Origin of the sequence: Azospirillum tabaci (assembly GCF_014596085.1) — a bacterium.
Classification (GTDB): domain Bacteria; phylum Pseudomonadota; class Alphaproteobacteria; order Azospirillales; family Azospirillaceae; genus Azospirillum; species Azospirillum tabaci.
In genome coordinates this window covers 39,286-54,914 of record NZ_JACCJY010000025.1, presented here as the reverse complement: position 1 = coordinate 54,914, position 15,629 = coordinate 39,286, and the positions used below count along the sequence as shown (strand labels likewise).

The window sequence follows — 15,629 nt, the reverse complement described above, 5'->3', positions numbered from 1 at the left end:
TTCGATGACAGCGGATGTGAAATGGCTCGGATACACCGCAAGACGGGCTTTTCTCGGCATGACCCTGGCGGCGGGCATGGCCCTCGTCTCTCCCGGTGGGGCGCGGGCCGAGGCGACGGACCTGACCATCGCCATCCAGTACGGGCTGAGCTACCTGCCGCTGATGGTCGCCAAGAATCAGGGGCTGATCGAAAAATACGCCGCGGCGGAGGGGATCGGGCCGGTCAAGGTCAATTGGCTCGTTCTGAACGGCGGCGTGGCCGCCAACGACGCGCTGCTGAGCGGCAACGCACAGATCGTCTCCGCCGGCATCTCGCCGCTTCTGGCAGCCTGGGACAGGACGCGGGGCGGCATTGGCGTGAAGGCCATCTCGGGGCTGGACTCTTCCGCCTTCTGGATCAACAGCAACAACCCCAACGTCCGCAGCATCCGCGACCTGACCGACAAGGATCGCATCGCGGTGCCGGCGGTGAAGGTCTCGATCAACTCGGTCGTACTTCAGATCGCCGCGGAGAAGGAATTCGGGCCGGGGCATCATTACGATTTCGAAGCGCTGACCACGCCGCTCAGCCCGCCGGACGCCACCGCGGCGCTGGTTTCCGGCAAGACGGAAATCACCGGCCACGTCACCACGCCGACCTACGGCACTCTCCAACTCGCCCACCCGAACGTCCACCGCATCTTCAATTCGCGCGACGTGATCGGCGAGGCGACGCTGGTGCTGAGCTACACCACGCAGAAATTCTACGATGAGAACCCGAAACTCACCGCCGCCGTGGTGAAGGCGATGGGCGACGGCTTCGCGCTGATCAAGCGCGACAAGGCCGAGGCCGCCCGCATCTATCTGGCGGAGGAGCGCAGCAAGCTGACCCAGGACGAGGTCGTGGCGCTGCTCAACAACCCCGACATCAGCTATTCCCAAATCCCGCACAACACCGGCGTGATCGCCGACTACATGCACCGCGTCGGCTCGATCAAGACCAAGCCGGCCTCGTGGAAGGACTACACCCTCCCGATCCTGCACAGCGAAACGGGGAGCTGATCCATGACCAGCGACCGTGAACCGCCGGTGGAGTTGATCTGCCTGCCATTTCCAGAGGCCATGGCGTTGTGGCTGCTCATGTCCAATCCCGGCGAGACCGATCCCTCGCTCGATCTGCGGCGTCTCCACAGCCTGTCGGTGGCCTTCGTGCTGCTGGCCTTCGGCGCCGTCGCTCTGCTCGCCTGGCTCCGCGCCGCCTGACGGGCGGCCGCTTTCCACCCGCTTCTCAGCCAGCCCTTCCGCTTGTCCGTTCCTTCCGCCTTCCCAAAGGAGCCTGTCCGATGAGCCTTCCCAGCGGTTTCCACATCAAGCCCATCAACGGCAACATCGGCGCCGAACTGCGCGGCGTCACCCTGTCCGGCGACCTGCACCCGGCGGTGCTGAAGGTGATCCAGGACGCCGTTTACGAGCACAAGGTGATCTTCGTCCGCGACCAGCACCACATCGACGATGCCCAGCAGGAGGCGTTCGGGCGGTTGTGGGGCACGCTGGTCGGCCATCCGACCGTCCCGTCGCTCGATGGGACCGAAGGCATCTTGGATGTGGACGGCTCCCGCGGGGAACGCGCCAGCTCCTGGCACGCCGACATCACCTTCCTCGGCGATTATCCCAGCATCACCATCCTGCGCCCGCATGAACTGCCGGACCGTGGCGGCGACACGCTGTGGGGCAACACGGTGGCGGCCTACGCCGAACTGCCGGAGCCGTTGCGCGACCTGGCCGACAAGCTGCGGGCGATCCACACCAACCAGTACGATTATGTGGGCGACCGTGGAAACGTCCGCGAGGACGGGCTGAAGCGCTTCAACGAGGTCTTCACCTCGACCGTCTACGAGACGGACCATCCGCTGGTGTCCGTGCATCCGGTGACCGGTGAGCGCACGCTGCTGGTCGGGCATTTCCTGCAACGGCTGGTCGGCTTCGGCACCTCCGATTCCAATCGGTTGATCGGCATCTTCACCGACCACGCCACCCGTCCGGAAAACACGGTGCGCTGGCATTGGTCGCCGGGTGATGTGGCGATCTGGGACAACCGCGCCACCATCCACCGCGCCGTCGACGATTACGGTGACCGTCCCCGCGTCGTCCGCCGCACGACGGTGGCCGGCGATGTGGTGGTCGGCGTCGATGGCCGTCCCAGTGTGACCCGCGTGCTCGGCCGCAAGCCGAGCCTCGCCGCCTGACGTTCGTCTGGTGCGGCATGGGTGGTCCACGCCCCCCAATGCCGCACTGGATCGACGCGGAGCCGGCGGACGTGTATGCCGGCTTCGCATCTTCTGCGGCCATATATAACAAAATGAATTAGTAATTAATGTCTATTTTCGCTGTTGAATCATTCGTGGAATCGTGGTGTCATTTTCCTACTAGAGATTAGGTAAAATTTTCGGAGGTTCGTATGTTCCACCCTGGACGTGTCATCCGCCACGCGCTCTGCGCCTTGGCAGGGCTGGGGCTTGCCGCCGCAGCGCTGGCCGGTCCGGCGGCGGCGGAAGGCCGGATACGGATCGCCGAACAGTACGGGCTGGGTTATCTGCCGCTGCATGTGCTGCGCCACCAGAAGCTGATCGAGAAGCACGGCAAGGAGCTGGGTCTCGACATCAATGTGGAGTGGGTGCAGCTATCCGGCGGCGCGGCGATGAACGACGCGCTGCTGTCGGACAGCATCGATCTGGGGTCGGCGGGCGTCGGTCCGCTGCTGACCATCTGGGACCGCACCAAGGGCAACGCCAACGTCAAGGCCATCGCCGCCCTGAACAGCATGCCGCTGTTCCTGACCACCACAAACACGAACGTCAAGACGCTCAAGGACTTCACCGACAAGGACAAGATCGCCCTGCCGGCGGTGAAGGTCGGCGTCCAGGCCCGCGTGCTCCAGATGGCCGTGGAGAAGGAGTTCGGGGAGGGCAAGTTCGACGCGCTCGACAAGCTGACCGTCTCGCTGCCGCACCCCGACGCCACCGCCGCCCTGCTGTCCGGCTCGTCGGAGATCACCGGCCACATCTCCGGCCCGCCGTTCCAGTACCAGCAACTGCGCAACCCGAAGATCCACAAGGTCTTCAGCTCCTACGACGTGCTGGGCGGGCCGCACACCTTCAACCTGATCTGGGCGAAGGAAGCCTTCCGCACCAAGAATCCTAAGACCTATCAGGCCTTCCTCGGTGCGCTGAAGGAGGCGATGGACGTCATCAACGCCGACCACTCCGCGGCGGCGGACATCTATCTGGCGCAGAACCGGGGCGATCTCGACAAGGCCTTCGTCATCAGCATCCTCGACGATCCGGACAACCAGTTCACTGTCGCCCCCGCCCGCGTCGGGGTCTTCGCCGACTTCATGCACAAGGTCGGCGCCATAAAGAACAAGCCAGCCTCCTGGAAGGATCTCTTCTTCGAAGACCTGCACGGCGAAACCGGGAGCTGATGCGATGAACGCCTTCACCTATCCCGCCAGCGTCGACACCGACGGTGTGGACAGCGCTAGCGTGTCCGAGCGCCCGCTGCTGGACGTGTCCGGCGTGACGCTCCAGTACAAGACGCGCCGCCATCTGGTGACCGCGACCTACCGCGTCGATTTCCAGGTTTTCCAGGCGGAGCGCTACGTCCTGCTGGGGCCGTCCGGCTGCGGCAAGTCCTCCTTGCTGAAGGCGGTGGGCGGCTTCCTGGCGCCGGTGGAGGGCGCCATCCGCCTGAACGGGCGGGCGGTGACCGGTCCGGGGCCGGACCGCATGATGGTGTTCCAGGAGTTCGACCAGCTCCCGCCCTGGAAGACGGTCAAGCAGAACGTCATGTTCCCGCTGCTCGCCAGCGGCAAGGCGTCGCGCCGGGAGGCCGAGGAGAAGGCGCTGGACTGCATCGAGCGGGTGAATCTGTCCAAGTTCGCCGACGTGCATCCGCACATGCTGTCGGGCGGGATGAAGCAGCGCGTCGCCATCGCCCGCGCCATGGCGATGGAGCCGGACATTCTGCTGATGGACGAGCCCTTCGCGGCGCTGGACGCGCTGACGCGCCGCAAGATGCAGGAGGAGCTGCTCCAGCTCTGGGACGATCTGCGCTTCACCGTGCTGTTCGTCACCCACTCCATCGAGGAGGCACTGGTTGTCGGCTCGCGCATCCTCGTGCTGTCGCCGCATCCCGGGCAGGTGAAGGCGGAGCTGAACTGCGACGGTTACGACCATTTCGCCGTGGGCAGCCCGGCGTTCCAGGACACAGCCCAGCGCATCCACACCATGCTGTTCGCCGACGAGGTGGAAACGGTGAAGGGGGCAAGTTCATGAGCGGCTTGTCCTTGGCGCCGGAGGGCCGCCGGGTGCCACCCGTCCGCCCGGAGTATGAGCGGACGGTCGCCACCACCGGCCCCATCGGCGATGTGGCCCGCCCGCTGTCCCTGTGGGAGCGGATCGGCAACATCACAGCGCTCCGCCGCTTCGCCGTTCTGGCGGCGGTGGCGCTGCTCTGGCAAATCGCCGCGACGTGGCAGAACAACCCGCTGATGTTCCCCACCTTCACCGCCACCGTCACGGCGCTGTGGGAGGGGATCTGGCGGGAGAACCTGCTGTCGATGGCCTGGGTGTCGCTGTCGGTGCTGCTGAAGGGCTACGCCATCGCCGTGGTCTTGGCCGTGCTGCTGACCAGCTTCGCGGTGTCCACGCGGATCGGCAACGATGTGCTGTCCACCCTGACCTCGATGTTCAACCCCCTTCCGGCCATCGCGCTGCTGCCCATCGCCATGCTGTGGTTCGGGCTGGGGGCGGTCAGCCTGACCTTCGTTCTGGTCCACGCGGTGCTGTGGCCGCTGGCGCTGAACACGCACGCCGGCTTCACGTCGGTGTCGGAGACGCTGCGCATGGCCGGGCGGAATTATGGGCTGACCGGCATCCGCTACGTCGTCACCATGCTGATTCCGGCGGCCTTTCCGGCAATCCTGACCGGGCTGAAGGTCGGCTGGGCCTTCGCCTGGCGCACGCTGATCGCGGCGGAGCTGGTGTTCGGCGTCTCGTCGGGCAAGGGCGGGCTGGGCTGGTTCATCTTCCAGAACCGCAACGAGCTGTACATCGACAAGGTGTTCGCCGGCCTCGTCACCGTCATCCTGATCGGCCTCGTCGTCGAGAACGTCGTCTTCCGTTGGATCGAGACCCACACCGTCCGCAAGTGGGGCATGGTCCGCTAGCAACCAAATCCCCTCTCCCGCCCCGGGAGAGGGAGGGACCCGCCGCTCCGCGGCGGGCGGGTGAGGGTATCGGCGAGGATCGGTGGTTCGATCCTTGCGCGACCCTCACCCGCCCGCTTCGCGGGCACCCTCTCCCGGGGCGGGAGAGGGGATGCTTCAGCAAGGAAATCCATCCGTGCCTTTCGACAGCAACCTGACCACCGAGCGCCCGACCTTCGTCACGCATCTGGAATGCGCCTACACCGGCGAGCGGTACGAGGCCGACACCGTCCACAACCTGTCCAAGGCCGGCAAGCCGTTGCTGGTCCGCTACGACCTGGAGGGGGTGCGCGGCGCGCTGACCAAGGACGCGCTGGCCGAACGCCCGCAGGACCTGTGGCGCTATCGCGAGCTGCTGCCGGTGCGCCGGGTGCAGGACATCGTCAGCCTGGGCGAGGCGGTGACCCCGCTGGTCGCGCTGCCCAAGCTCGCCGCGAAGCTGGGGGCGGCGGAACTGCTGGTGAAGGACGAGGGGCGTCTGCCCACCGGTTCCTTCAAGGCGCGCGGGCTGGTCATGGCGGTGTCCATGGCGAAGGCCTTCGGCATCAGGCACATGGCCATGCCGACCAACGGCAACGCCGGCGCGGCGCTGGCCGCCTACGCGACGCGGGCGGGCATCAAGACGACGATCTTCTGTCCGGAGGACACGCCGGAGGTCAACGTCTCCGAGATCGAACTCCAGGGCGCCACCGTCTACCGCGTCAACGGGCTGATCGACGACTGCGGCAAGATCGTGGGGGAGGGGAAGGCCAAAGCCGGCTGGTTCGACGTTTCCACCCTGAAGGAGCCCTACCGGATCGAGGGCAAGAAGACCATGGGCCTGGAACTGGCCGAGCAACTCGGCTGGGAGGTGCCGGACGTCATCTTCTATCCGACCGGCGGCGGCACCGGGCTGATCGGCATGTGGAAGGCCTTTGCGGAGCTGGAGGCCATCGGCTTCATCGGGTCCAAGCGCCCGCGCATGGTTGCCGTGCAGGCCGCCGGCTGCGCCCCGATGGTCCGCGCCTATGAGGCGGGGGAGGAGCACGCCCCGCGCTGGCAGGATGCCCACACCATCGCGTCCGGCATCCGCGTGCCGCAGGCGGTCGGCGATTTCCTGATCCTGCGCGCCGTGCGGGAGAGCGGCGGCTTCGCCGTGGCGGTGCCGGACGAGGCCATCCAGTCGGCCCTGGACGAGGCGGCGCGGGAGGAAGGCTTCCTGCTCTGCCCGGAGGGTGCGGCGACCTACGCCGCCTACAAGCAGGCGCTGGCCGACGGGCGGGTGGGCCGCGACGAGCGCGCGGTGCTGTTCAACTGCGCGACCGGGCTGAAATACCCGCTGCCGCCGGTTCACCGGACACTCGACCGCCACCAGCCCATCGACTACTCGGTGTTCTGAGGATGGGACCTTACGCGGCGGACCGTCTGGTGGCTCTGCTCGACGCCATCCTGCAGCGGTCCGGAAGCAGCCCGGAGGAGGCGGCCGTCGTCGCCGCCAACCTCGTGGACTCCGATGCCACCGGCCACGCCAGCCACGGCGTGTGCCAGATCGCCGTCTACGCGAAGAGCCTGGAGCTGGGCCATCTGCAACCCAACCGTCACGCCCGCATCGTCCGCGACGAGGCGCCGTTCCTGGTGGTGGATGGGGAGGTCGGCTATGGGCAGGTGATCGCGCGGGAGGCGACGGACCTCGCCGTCGCGCGGGCCAAGGCGGGCGGGGCCTGCGTGCTCGCCCTGCGCAACGCCCACCACATCGGGCGGGTCGGCTCCTACGGCGAGCAGTGCATCGACGCGGGGTTGATCGGGGTCTTCTTCGTCAATGTGGTCAGCCGGCCGCTGGCCGCACCCCATGGCGGCGGGCGGCCGCGGCTGGGCACCAACCCGATCTGCATCGCCGTTCCCGCCACACCGGGCCATCCGCCTTTCCTGCTGGACTTCGCGACCAGCGCGGTGGCGGCCAACAAGTGCCGCGTCGCCGCGGCCTCCGGCAAGGAGGTCGCCGACGGCCTGCTGATCGACGAGCGGGGCGCGCCGACGCGCGACCCCGGCGTGATGTTCCGCGACCCGACCGGCGCCATCCTGCCCTTCGGCGGCCATAAGGGCTACGGGCTGGCGCTCGCCTGCGAGATCCTCGCCGGGGCCTTGGCCGGCGGGTTGCCGGCCCTGCCGGAGAATCTCCGCCCCGGACGGGTGGTGAACAACGCGCTGGCCTTTCTGATCGACCCGGCGCGGGTGGCCGACGCGGAGAACGGCGGCTGGCGGGCGCTGACCGATGCGGTGCTGGACCACATCCAGGACACCCCGCCGGTGCCCGGGGGTGACGGTGTTCTCGTGCCCGGCGGGCCGGAGCGGCAAAGCCGGGCGCAAGCGGCGGAGCGTGGCATCACGCTCGACCCCGACACCGTGCGCGCCCTGCACGACATCGGGGGCGCGCTCGGCCTCGACGTTCCGGCCTTCCTGGGGGCCTGACGGGGGATCAGGGCAGGATGCGGTTGCGCAGAACCCCATCCTCCAGGAACAGGCGGGCGGTTTCGGCGGCGTTGCGCCGCATCTCGATCGCCGCCTCGTCGGAATGGAAGGCGTTGTGCGGCGTGACCACGAGACGGCCTTCCAGCCAGGACTCCCGCCGGCGCCAAGCGTCCAGCAGCGGGTGAGGGGCGGGCGGTTCGGTCGGCAGCACGTCCGTTCCCACGGCGGCGAGCTGGCCGCTGCGCAGCGCCGATTCCAGCGGATCCAGCCCGGCGAACATCTCGCCGCGCGCCGTGTTGACCAGCAAGGCGCCGGGCTTCAGCTTCGCCAGGAATTCTGCGTCGATCAGTCCGCGGGTCTCCGGCGTCAGCGGGCAGTGGAACGTCACGATGTCGGATTCGGCCAGCAACTCGTCGAGCCGGCGGACACGGTGGTAGCCGACCGCCTTCTCGTGCCCGGCGGGCTGATGCGGATCGTAGCCGAGGATGCGGTAGCCGAAGGGCTTCAGCCGGTTCACCACCGCCGTGCCGATCCGCCCCACGCCGACGACGCCGACCGTCGCCGCGTTGGAGCGCCGCAGCGGGGTCAGTGTGTTGGCCTGCCACGTCGTGCTGTAGCCGCGGGCGCGAGCGTCATGCTCCCACAGGCGGCGCTGGAGGGAGAGCAGCAGGGAGACGGCGTGGTCGGCCACCTCCTCCGTCCCGTAGTCCGGGTTGTTGCAGAAGGGAATGCCGGCGGCCTCGAGCGCCGCCACGTCGACCTTGTCGTAACCTACCCCGAATCGCACGACGATGCGGCAGCGCGGCAACTTCGCCACCGTTGCCGGGCCGATGCGGGTGCTCCACACCAGCAGCGCGTCCAGCCGGGCCAGCCGCTCCGGATCGAGATCCTCTTCGCGGCGGGTGTCGAGGAAATCCACCTCGGCACAACCGTCCAGAACCGCCGCCTCCAGGTCCGGCGGAGGGATCATGTGGTCGGTGATTCCGACAACGAAGGGTGCACGCTTGCCCATGGTCATTCTGCGGTCTGGCTCCTGCCGTTCGAGGGAAAATCAACAAATCTTACAAGTGCTTATTTGCGCATGAGGTATGAAAGCACATGCGATACAGCAAAAGCCAACTTGTTAAATAGGGATTCATGGTGCTCTAATGATGTCAATTCGGGGGCGCCCCGCGGGGTGCTGGACACAGGGAGAGGAACGACGAGCATGCCGTCCCACGACACCGCGCACAGCATCGCCATCGTCGGCGCCGGCTTCACCGGCAGTATCCTGGCGGCCCATCTTCTGCGCAAGGCGGAGGAACCGACGCGCATCCATCTGATCGAACGCGCCGGCACACTGGGCACCGGGCTGGCCTATTCCACCGACAGCGCGGCGCATCTTCTGAACGTGCGCGCCTACAACATGAGCGCCTATCCCGACGACCCGCGCCACTTCCTGCGCTGGCTGTGGGCGAAGGACCTTGGTGGCGACGTGCCGCCCAGCGGCCACGCCTTCGTGTCGCGCCGCCTCTATGGCGAGTACATCCAGGACGTGCTGCGCGAGGCCCAGGCGGAGGCTCCATCCCATGTGGCGCTCGACACCGTGCGGGCGGAGGTGGTCGACGCGGCGGTGGATGGCACGGCGGAGGGTGGCGTTCGTCTGCGGCTCGCCAGCGGGGAAAGCCTCGTGGTGGACCGGGCGGTGCTCTGCGTCGGGCATTTCCCGCCCTCGCCGCCGCCCGTTGCGGCGCCGGAGGTGTTCGCGTCGGAGCGCTTCATCGGCGATCCCTGGAACCGCGAGGCCGTCGCCGCCATCGATCCGGACGCGCCGGTGCTGATCCTCGGCACCGGGCTGACGATGGTGGACGTGGTGCTGTCCCTGGAGAACCAGGGGCATCGCGGCCCGATCCTGGCGCTGTCGCGCCGCGGCCTGCTGCCCACCACCCATCTGGAGACGCGGCCCTTCAAGAGCTTCGTCCATCCTCAGACGATGCCCGGCACGGTGCTGGACGTGCTGATCGCCCTGAAGGCGGACGTCCGCCGCGCGCGGGAGGAGGGGCTGGACTGGCGGGCCGCCTTCGATTCCCTTCGGCCCTTCCATCCGCTGATCTGGAAACATCTGCCGTTGGAGGAGCGGCAGCGTTTCCTGCGCCACGCCCGGCCCTATTGGGAGGTGCACCGCCACCGCATGGCGCCGGAGGTGGCTGCCCGCATCGAAGCCTTGAGCGAGAGCGGACGGCTGACCGTCCGCGCTGGACGCCTCCAGTCGCTGGCCTTGAGGCCCGATGGTGTGGAGGCAACGGTCCGCGCGCGGGGGGCGGAGGATGCGTTCTGGACGCGGACGGTGGGAGCCATCGTCAACGCGACCGGCACCGAATGCGACTTCGGGCGCATCCGCCATCCCCTGATGCGCGCCTTGCTTCAGCAGGGTTTGGCCCGTCCCGACCCGCTGCGCCTCGGCCTCGACGTCACGGAGGAGGGGGCGCTGATCGGCGAGGGCGGCGCCGTGTCCGAACGCCTCTTCGCGCTCGGCCCGGTCAGCCGTGCGCCCTTTTGGGAGATGACCGCTGTGCCCGAACTGCGCAGCCAATGCGCGGAGGCCGCTCTGACGCTTGTCCGCCAGTGTGCCAGGAAACGCCTTTCCGTATAAAAACAGAATATGTATGTAAATAACGCTCTATAAAACCTATTCCAATGATAGATTATTTGTGTCTATCATAAGGTCCAGTGTTGATTCCCGCCCGGCAGCCGGAGGCGTCTCCGGCGGGCCGGCACCGCTCCCGGTCCGCGCGGCTGTTCGCCGCCGCTTCGGTAGAGAAGGAGGATGTCATGCCGGACACAATCTTGCGGCCCGCGGCGGACCGCCTGGACCCGCAGGTGATCGCGATGAACGAGGCGGCGGCCCGTCTCGGCGCCGCTCCGGCCGATCCCTTGAGCCTCCCGCTCGCCGAAGCCCGTGCGGCGGCGGAGCGTTACCACGGCTTTCTGAACGGCCCCACGCCGCTTCCCGCGGAGGTGACGGAGGTGACCGTGTCCGGTCCCGCCGGCCCTCTGCCGTTGCGGCTCTACCGCCCGGCGGGCCGCGGGATGGAAAGCCTGCCCGTCCTGGTCTATTTCCACGGCGGCGGCTTCGTCGTGAACAGCGTGGACACCCACGACCGCCTGCTCAGGGTGCTCGCCCGGCACAGCGGCGCCGTGGTCTGCGCGGTGCGCTACAGTCTGGCGCCCGAGCGCCGCTTTCCCCACCAGCATGAGGAGGCGCTGGCCGCCCTGCGCTGGATTGCCATCGCGGGGCGCGCGCATGGGATCGACCCGGACCGGATCGCGGTGGGTGGTGATTCCGCCGGGGCGAACCTCGCGCTCGGTCTTGCCCTGGCCGCCCGTGCACCGGGGCAGCCGCGGGTGTGTTTCGGGCTGCTGTTCTACGGCATGTTCGCCCACGACTTCGACACCCTGTCGCACCGCCGGTTCGGCGATGGACGCTATGGGCTGACGACGGCGCGGATGCGCTGGTACTGGCAGCAGTATCTCGGCAGCGCGGCCACCCCCGACGATCCGCGCGCCGTGCCGTTGCTGGCCGACCTGCATGGCCTGCCGCCTTTGCTGCTGCTGGCCGCCGACCTCGACTGCCTGCGCGACGACACCCTTCGCTTGGCGGAGCGGCTGGCCGAGGCGGCGGTTCCGCACCGGCTCGCCGTCTATGACGGGCTTCCCCATTCCTTCGCCACCGCGACCCGCCTGGTCGATCGCGCACACGGCGCCGTCCTGCAGGCCGCCCTAGCGCTGCGCCGGCACTTGGACGCCTGACCTCTGCAATGCGCCGCCGGGGCCGGCGTCGGATCGGTTGCCCGACCCGATGCCGTTCCCGGTCAGGGCCAGAGCGTGCGTGTCACCAGCGGTAGCGCAGACCGCCGCTCAGCGTGTGGCCGGTGGCGTCGCGGCGCAACTCCGCGTCGTAGCTGCCATAGGCCTGGAACCGGTCGCCCAGATCCGCCGTCAGGCCCGCCCCCAGCACCGCGGCGTCGCGCCCCGGCTGGGTGCCCGACACCGTGTAGGAGGCGCCTAGCAGGCGTGCGCCGCTGCGCGCAGTCACATCGAGGAAGTCATGGTCCCAGCGGGCGCGCAGCTCAGGCTCCAGCGCCGTCTCGCCGGCCTTCAGGCGCCAGCTCGTCCGCAGGCCAAGGCTGGTCCGCAGCGTGCTCAGATCCGTGTCGTCCACTGAGAGGCCCAGCGCGCCGGCGCCGGTTTCGCTGAAGCCGTCGCGGGTCACCCGGTCGAAGCGGAGCCCGGCGAAGGGCTCGATGCGGGTGCCGTTCCAGAGCATGGCGTAGCCGGTGCCGATGGCGGCCCCGAATGCGTGGCCATCGCTGTCGCTCTGGGCGCTGCCGTTCACGGCATTTGGAGACCCGATCTGGAGGACGCGGCGGCTGTCGTACTGACCGAACCCGTACATGGCCTGGGCATCGACGAACCACGCGCCGACGCGGTAGGTGCCGTAGAGCGCCGCGCCGTAGCTGTCGATGTCCGTCCGGTCACCGCTGTTCCGCACATCCACCGCCGTGCGCTGGTAGCCGAAGGCGGCGCCGGCGGTCATCGTGTCGGAAAGGTCGCGGTCGGCACCCAGCGCGATGCCGCCGGTGCGCTGCCGGTAACCGGCGGCGTTGCCGTCGCCGTCGGAATTGGCGAAGCGGCCCAGCGCCCGCGCCCACAGGCCGAGCGCCGTTCCACCTTCCGCCTCCGGCGTGGCGAGCGGAGCGGCGGACTTGGCGAGACCATCCGCGCGCAGCGCGGCCATGCGCCCCTGCACCGCGTCTCCGAACAGCCGGGCGGAATCGCGAGCGGCGGTCACGGCCTCCGCATGAACGGCGCCGCCCAGGCTGTCGAGCGCCGCGGGGATGGCTTGGCCGGACAGCGGGTAGAGAGCGTCGAACAGCGGCTTCGCCGCGTCCGACGGCCGGGTGCCCGCGGTGGGCCGGACGGAGTCCAGCGCGGCACCGACCGCCGACTGGTTCGACGTGGCCGAGACGCCAGCCGCCGCCAGCCGGGCGTAGCTGGCCGGGGTGGCGGTGAGGGTGATCGTGTTGGGGCCGTAGACGGTGTCGAACCGCGTGCCGACGGGCAGGCCGCTGGTGGGCTGCGCGATGCCGGCGAAGGCGCCGGTCACGCCGCCGCTGGCGGTGACGATGGTGAAGCCCTGGCCGAGGCGCGGCGTGAAGGCGTTGGTTGCGACGCCGCTGATGCCGCGGGTGACCGGGACCAGCGTACCGCCGGCGGCGAAGATGCCGGGCGTGCCGGTGACCGCCACCTGATCGTGGAAGCCGGCGCCGGTCCCGGCGGTCGGCCCGTCGATCTCGACGCGCAGGGTCGATCCGGCGGCGTTGGTGACGGCGCCCTCGACGGTCAGGACGCCCGGCGAGTTGCCGGGGCTGAGCGTGCCGGCGTTGGTCAGCGCGCCGGCGATCCGCCCGCCGCCCGACAGCAGGCCACCGCGCTCCACGGTGACGGTCGGGCTGGCGAGGCGCGTGTTGACGGCAAGCTGGGCGTTCACCTTGACCGTGGTGGTGGCGACCGACTGCGCGCCGGAGGCCAGCGCGACGCTCGTCGCCGTGCCGGTGCTCGTGCCGATCTGGAACTGGGCGAGGTTCGAGACGTCGGCGCGGACGGTGGAGGTTCCTTCCAGCGTCAGGCTGTCGCCGCTGCCCGACCCGGCGATGGCGAAGCCGACGTCCATGTTGGCGATGTTGACGCTGTTGCGCTGCCCGTTGAACGGGTTGCCGGGATTCAACTGGAGCAGGACGGCGTTGCCGGTCTGGCTCAGCGCCAGGGTGCCGGCGCCGAGCGGCGCCGGGTTCAGCCGCTCGACGGCGCCGAACTGGCCGGTCACCCCGCCGGAGGCGGTCAGGATCTCGTAGCTGCGCCCGGTCAGGTACAGCCCGTCGGCCGCCGTCACCTGGACGGTGGCGCCGTTCGACACCGTGGCCGCTCCGCCGACCGCCAGCTTTGAGGCGTTGCCGGCGGGGTCGATGCCGACCTGGAGGCGGGAGCCGGCGGCGAAGGAGAGGTTGCCCGCCACCGCCAGCGCGCCGGACGCGCCGTCGCCCGGTGTCACGGTGCCGGCCACGGTGGCCGCCGGCACGGTGATGGTGCCGGTGCCGGACAGCGTGGCGCCGGAGGCGACCGTCAGGCCGTTGCCGAGAGTCATCGGGGCGTTCACCACCAGCGTGCCGCTGCCGACCGTCGCGGTGGCGAAGCCGCTGTAGACGTCCCGCGCGCCGATGACGTAGCGCCCGCCGCTGCCGAGCTGGACCTCCAGCGCGTCGGTGCCGCCGCCGCCCAGCACCTTGCCGACGATCGAACCGCCCTGGATCACCAGCCGGTCGTTGCCCGCGCCGAAGGCGATGGCGACGGGATCGCCGCCGCCGCCCGTGATGGTGCCGGAATTGGTGATGGTGTTGGCGTAGGGGCCGATCAGTGTGATGGCCGGGCCGTCGCGGCTCTCGATCCGTCCGGCGTTGGTGATGGTGGTGGCGCCATAGGCCGCCCCCTCCGCCCCGTCGTCCACCATGATGCCGTGGCCGGTGCCGGAGATGACGCCGGCGGCGGAGTTGGTGATGGTGCCGCCGCCCATCGCGATGCCGTCGGCGCCGTTCGGGCGTCCGCCGGAATCAACGCCGCCGGCTCCGGTGCCGCGGATCGTCCCCTCGTTGACGATGGTGCCGATGTAATCGATGTCCACGCCGTCGCCATCGCCGTTGGTCGAGGCGATGCCGCTGCTGTTGAAGATGTTGCCCGCCCCGGCGTAGTCGCCGGAGATCAGGCCGCGGTTGATGACCGTGCCGTTGCCGTCGGACCCGACGCCCGAGCCGTTGCGCCCGACGATGGTGCCGCCGGCCTCGTTGATGACGGTGATGTCGGTGTCGGCGGTGATGCCGTGCCGCGCGCCGGAGATCAGGCCGCCCGACCGGTTGGTCACCGTCACGCCGGTCCGCCCGCCCGCGTCGATGGCGTCGGCGGTGCCGTTGGCGCCGCCGCTGGTGTTGGCGCCGGAACTGCGGATGATGCCCGCGTTGTCGATGGTGGCGTTCAGGCCGGGCCGCAGGGCGTCGTCGTTCAGCGCCTCGATCACGCCGGAAGCGCGGTTGATGACGATCAGCGGCACGCCCGCCGTGTTCATCGTGCGCAGGTCGAGCGCCTGCCCCTGCACCGCGCTCGCCGGATCGGTGGGGGCGGCGGCGCGGATGGTGCCGGCGTTGTCGATGGTGACGCCGCCGCTGGTGATGTTGGTGTTGATGCGGACCGCGTCGTTGACGTCCGATTGGATCAGCGCGCCGGCCCGGTTGGTCAGGGTCAGCGTCCGCACCGTGTTGCCGCCCGACGTGTCGAAGCCGCGCCCGCCGGTCGAGCGGATGGTGCCGGCGTTGTCCAGCACCACGTTGCCGGCGGTCCCGCTCTGCGTGACCGCGGCCCCGGTGGTCTGCAGCGTGCCGCCGACGGCGACGGTGCCGGTCTGGGTGCCGGTGAGGGTTTGCGACCCGGTGACCGTGCTTCCGCCCGTCACCGCGAATTGGGCCAGCGCCGGGCTGGACACGAACAGCAGAAGGCCCACGCAGCCGTGCAGCGCCGTGGTTGCCAAGAGCCCTTGGCGGGTCGGCATGGTCACACTCCCTGTGATGACGCGATTCCGCGATGGCGGATGTCTTGCGGACGGGGTGGAGGCGCGCGCGACGGTCGAATCCGCAGCGCGTGCTCAGCCGGCGCGAGTGATAGCGGCCTTGCATGACCGTTCGGTGACGGATCGGTGATGATTGAGGGTGCGAACGGACACGGAAACCGGTCCGGCGGCGGCGGCTCCGCCACAGCCGGGTCATTATTGCAGGCGTGGTGGTTGTCAGCGGGCCGTCACCCACCAATCTGAACGGCAGCCGGGCGGTTCCATGGCCGCCCGGTTCCCCA

The 15,629-nt window shown here is 69.2% G+C and carries 12 protein-coding genes; 10 read left to right on the top strand and 2 right to left on the bottom strand.

Features of this window, described 5'->3' with window-relative positions; genetic code table 11:
- Window positions 1-58: 58 nt before the first annotated feature.
- From H0B54_RS21085 to H0B54_RS21050, 8 genes are all read left to right on the top strand, one after another.
- Window positions 59-1,042, top strand: a complete 984-nt coding sequence (locus H0B54_RS21085) for an ABC transporter substrate-binding protein (RefSeq protein WP_246472661.1) — start codon at window positions 59-61, stop codon at window positions 1,040-1,042.
- Between the two features lie 3 nt (window positions 1,043-1,045).
- On the top strand, window positions 1,046-1,243 hold the full coding sequence (locus H0B54_RS21080) for a hypothetical protein (protein ID WP_094306419.1): 198 nt from the start codon (window positions 1,046-1,048) through the stop codon (window positions 1,241-1,243).
- An 80-nt stretch (window positions 1,244-1,323) separates the two neighbouring features.
- Entirely contained in the window at window positions 1,324-2,226 is a 903-nt protein-coding gene (locus H0B54_RS21075) for a TauD/TfdA dioxygenase family protein (protein ID WP_188261953.1), read from the top strand.
- A 212-nt stretch (window positions 2,227-2,438) separates the two neighbouring features.
- Entirely contained in the window at window positions 2,439-3,461 is a 1,023-nt protein-coding gene (locus H0B54_RS21070) for an ABC transporter substrate-binding protein (RefSeq protein ID WP_188261952.1), read from the top strand.
- A gap of 4 nt (window positions 3,462-3,465) precedes the next feature.
- Entirely contained in the window at window positions 3,466-4,314 is an 849-nt protein-coding gene (locus tag H0B54_RS21065; RefSeq protein WP_188261951.1) for an ABC transporter ATP-binding protein, read from the top strand.
- Entirely contained in the window at window positions 4,311-5,207 is an 897-nt protein-coding gene (locus tag H0B54_RS21060) for an ABC transporter permease (protein WP_188261950.1), read from the top strand. The genes H0B54_RS21065 and H0B54_RS21060 overlap by 4 nt, the downstream gene beginning before the upstream one ends.
- 175 nt (window positions 5,208-5,382) lie before the next feature.
- Complete coding sequence (locus H0B54_RS21055) at window positions 5,383-6,624, top strand: threonine synthase (RefSeq protein WP_188261949.1); 1,242 nt, start codon at window positions 5,383-5,385, stop codon at window positions 6,622-6,624.
- 2 nt (window positions 6,625-6,626) lie between these two features.
- A complete protein-coding gene (locus tag H0B54_RS21050; protein WP_188261948.1) occupies window positions 6,627-7,694 on the top strand; it encodes a malate/lactate/ureidoglycolate dehydrogenase in 1,068 nt (355 codons plus the stop codon).
- Window positions 7,695-7,701: 7 nt separating this feature from the next.
- On the opposite strand, the gene H0B54_RS21045 is transcribed toward H0B54_RS21050, so the two are convergent.
- Complete coding sequence (locus tag H0B54_RS21045) at window positions 7,702-8,712, bottom strand: C-terminal binding protein (RefSeq protein ID WP_246472660.1); 1,011 nt, start codon at window positions 8,710-8,712, stop codon at window positions 7,702-7,704.
- Between the two features lie 189 nt (window positions 8,713-8,901).
- Between H0B54_RS21045 and H0B54_RS21040 the strand changes: the two genes are divergently transcribed.
- Together H0B54_RS21040 and H0B54_RS21035 are read left to right on the top strand one after the other, a co-directional pair.
- Window positions 8,902-10,326, top strand: a complete 1,425-nt coding sequence (locus H0B54_RS21040; RefSeq protein WP_188261947.1) for an FAD/NAD(P)-binding protein — start codon at window positions 8,902-8,904, stop codon at window positions 10,324-10,326.
- A 179-nt stretch (window positions 10,327-10,505) separates the two neighbouring features.
- Entirely contained in the window at window positions 10,506-11,483 is a 978-nt protein-coding gene (locus H0B54_RS21035) for an alpha/beta hydrolase (protein ID WP_188261946.1), read from the top strand.
- Between the two features lie 82 nt (window positions 11,484-11,565).
- On the opposite strand, the gene H0B54_RS30315 is transcribed toward H0B54_RS21035, so the two are convergent.
- Entirely contained in the window at window positions 11,566-15,330 is a 3,765-nt protein-coding gene (locus H0B54_RS30315) for an autotransporter outer membrane beta-barrel domain-containing protein (protein ID WP_188261945.1), read from the bottom strand.
- Between the last annotated feature and the right edge of the window lie 299 nt (window positions 15,331-15,629).

Excerpts from the sequence above, each read along its gene's own strand:
- H0B54_RS21085 (WP_246472661.1), top strand. The coding sequence starts at position 59 with ATGACCCTGGCGGCGGGCATGGCCCTCGTCTCTCCCGGTGGGGCGCGG.
- H0B54_RS21080 (WP_094306419.1), top strand. The coding sequence starts at position 1,046 with ATGACCAGCGACCGTGAACCGCCGGTGGAGTTGATCTGCCTGCCATTT.
- H0B54_RS21075 (WP_188261953.1), top strand. The coding sequence starts at position 1,324 with ATGAGCCTTCCCAGCGGTTTCCACATCAAGCCCATCAACGGCAACATC.
- H0B54_RS21070 (WP_188261952.1), top strand. The coding sequence starts at position 2,439 with ATGTTCCACCCTGGACGTGTCATCCGCCACGCGCTCTGCGCCTTGGCA.
- H0B54_RS21065 (WP_188261951.1), top strand. The coding sequence starts at position 3,466 with ATGAACGCCTTCACCTATCCCGCCAGCGTCGACACCGACGGTGTGGAC.
- H0B54_RS21060 (WP_188261950.1), top strand. The coding sequence starts at position 4,311 with ATGAGCGGCTTGTCCTTGGCGCCGGAGGGCCGCCGGGTGCCACCCGTC.
- H0B54_RS21050 (WP_188261948.1), top strand. The coding sequence starts at position 6,627 with ATGGGACCTTACGCGGCGGACCGTCTGGTGGCTCTGCTCGACGCCATC.
- H0B54_RS21045 (WP_246472660.1), bottom strand. The coding sequence starts at position 8,712 with ATGACCATGGGCAAGCGTGCACCCTTCGTTGTCGGAATCACCGACCAC.
- H0B54_RS21040 (WP_188261947.1), top strand. The coding sequence starts at position 8,902 with ATGCCGTCCCACGACACCGCGCACAGCATCGCCATCGTCGGCGCCGGC.
- H0B54_RS21035 (WP_188261946.1), top strand. The coding sequence starts at position 10,506 with ATGCCGGACACAATCTTGCGGCCCGCGGCGGACCGCCTGGACCCGCAG.
- H0B54_RS30315 (WP_188261945.1), bottom strand. The coding sequence starts at position 15,330 with ATGCCGACCCGCCAAGGGCTCTTGGCAACCACGGCGCTGCACGGCTGC.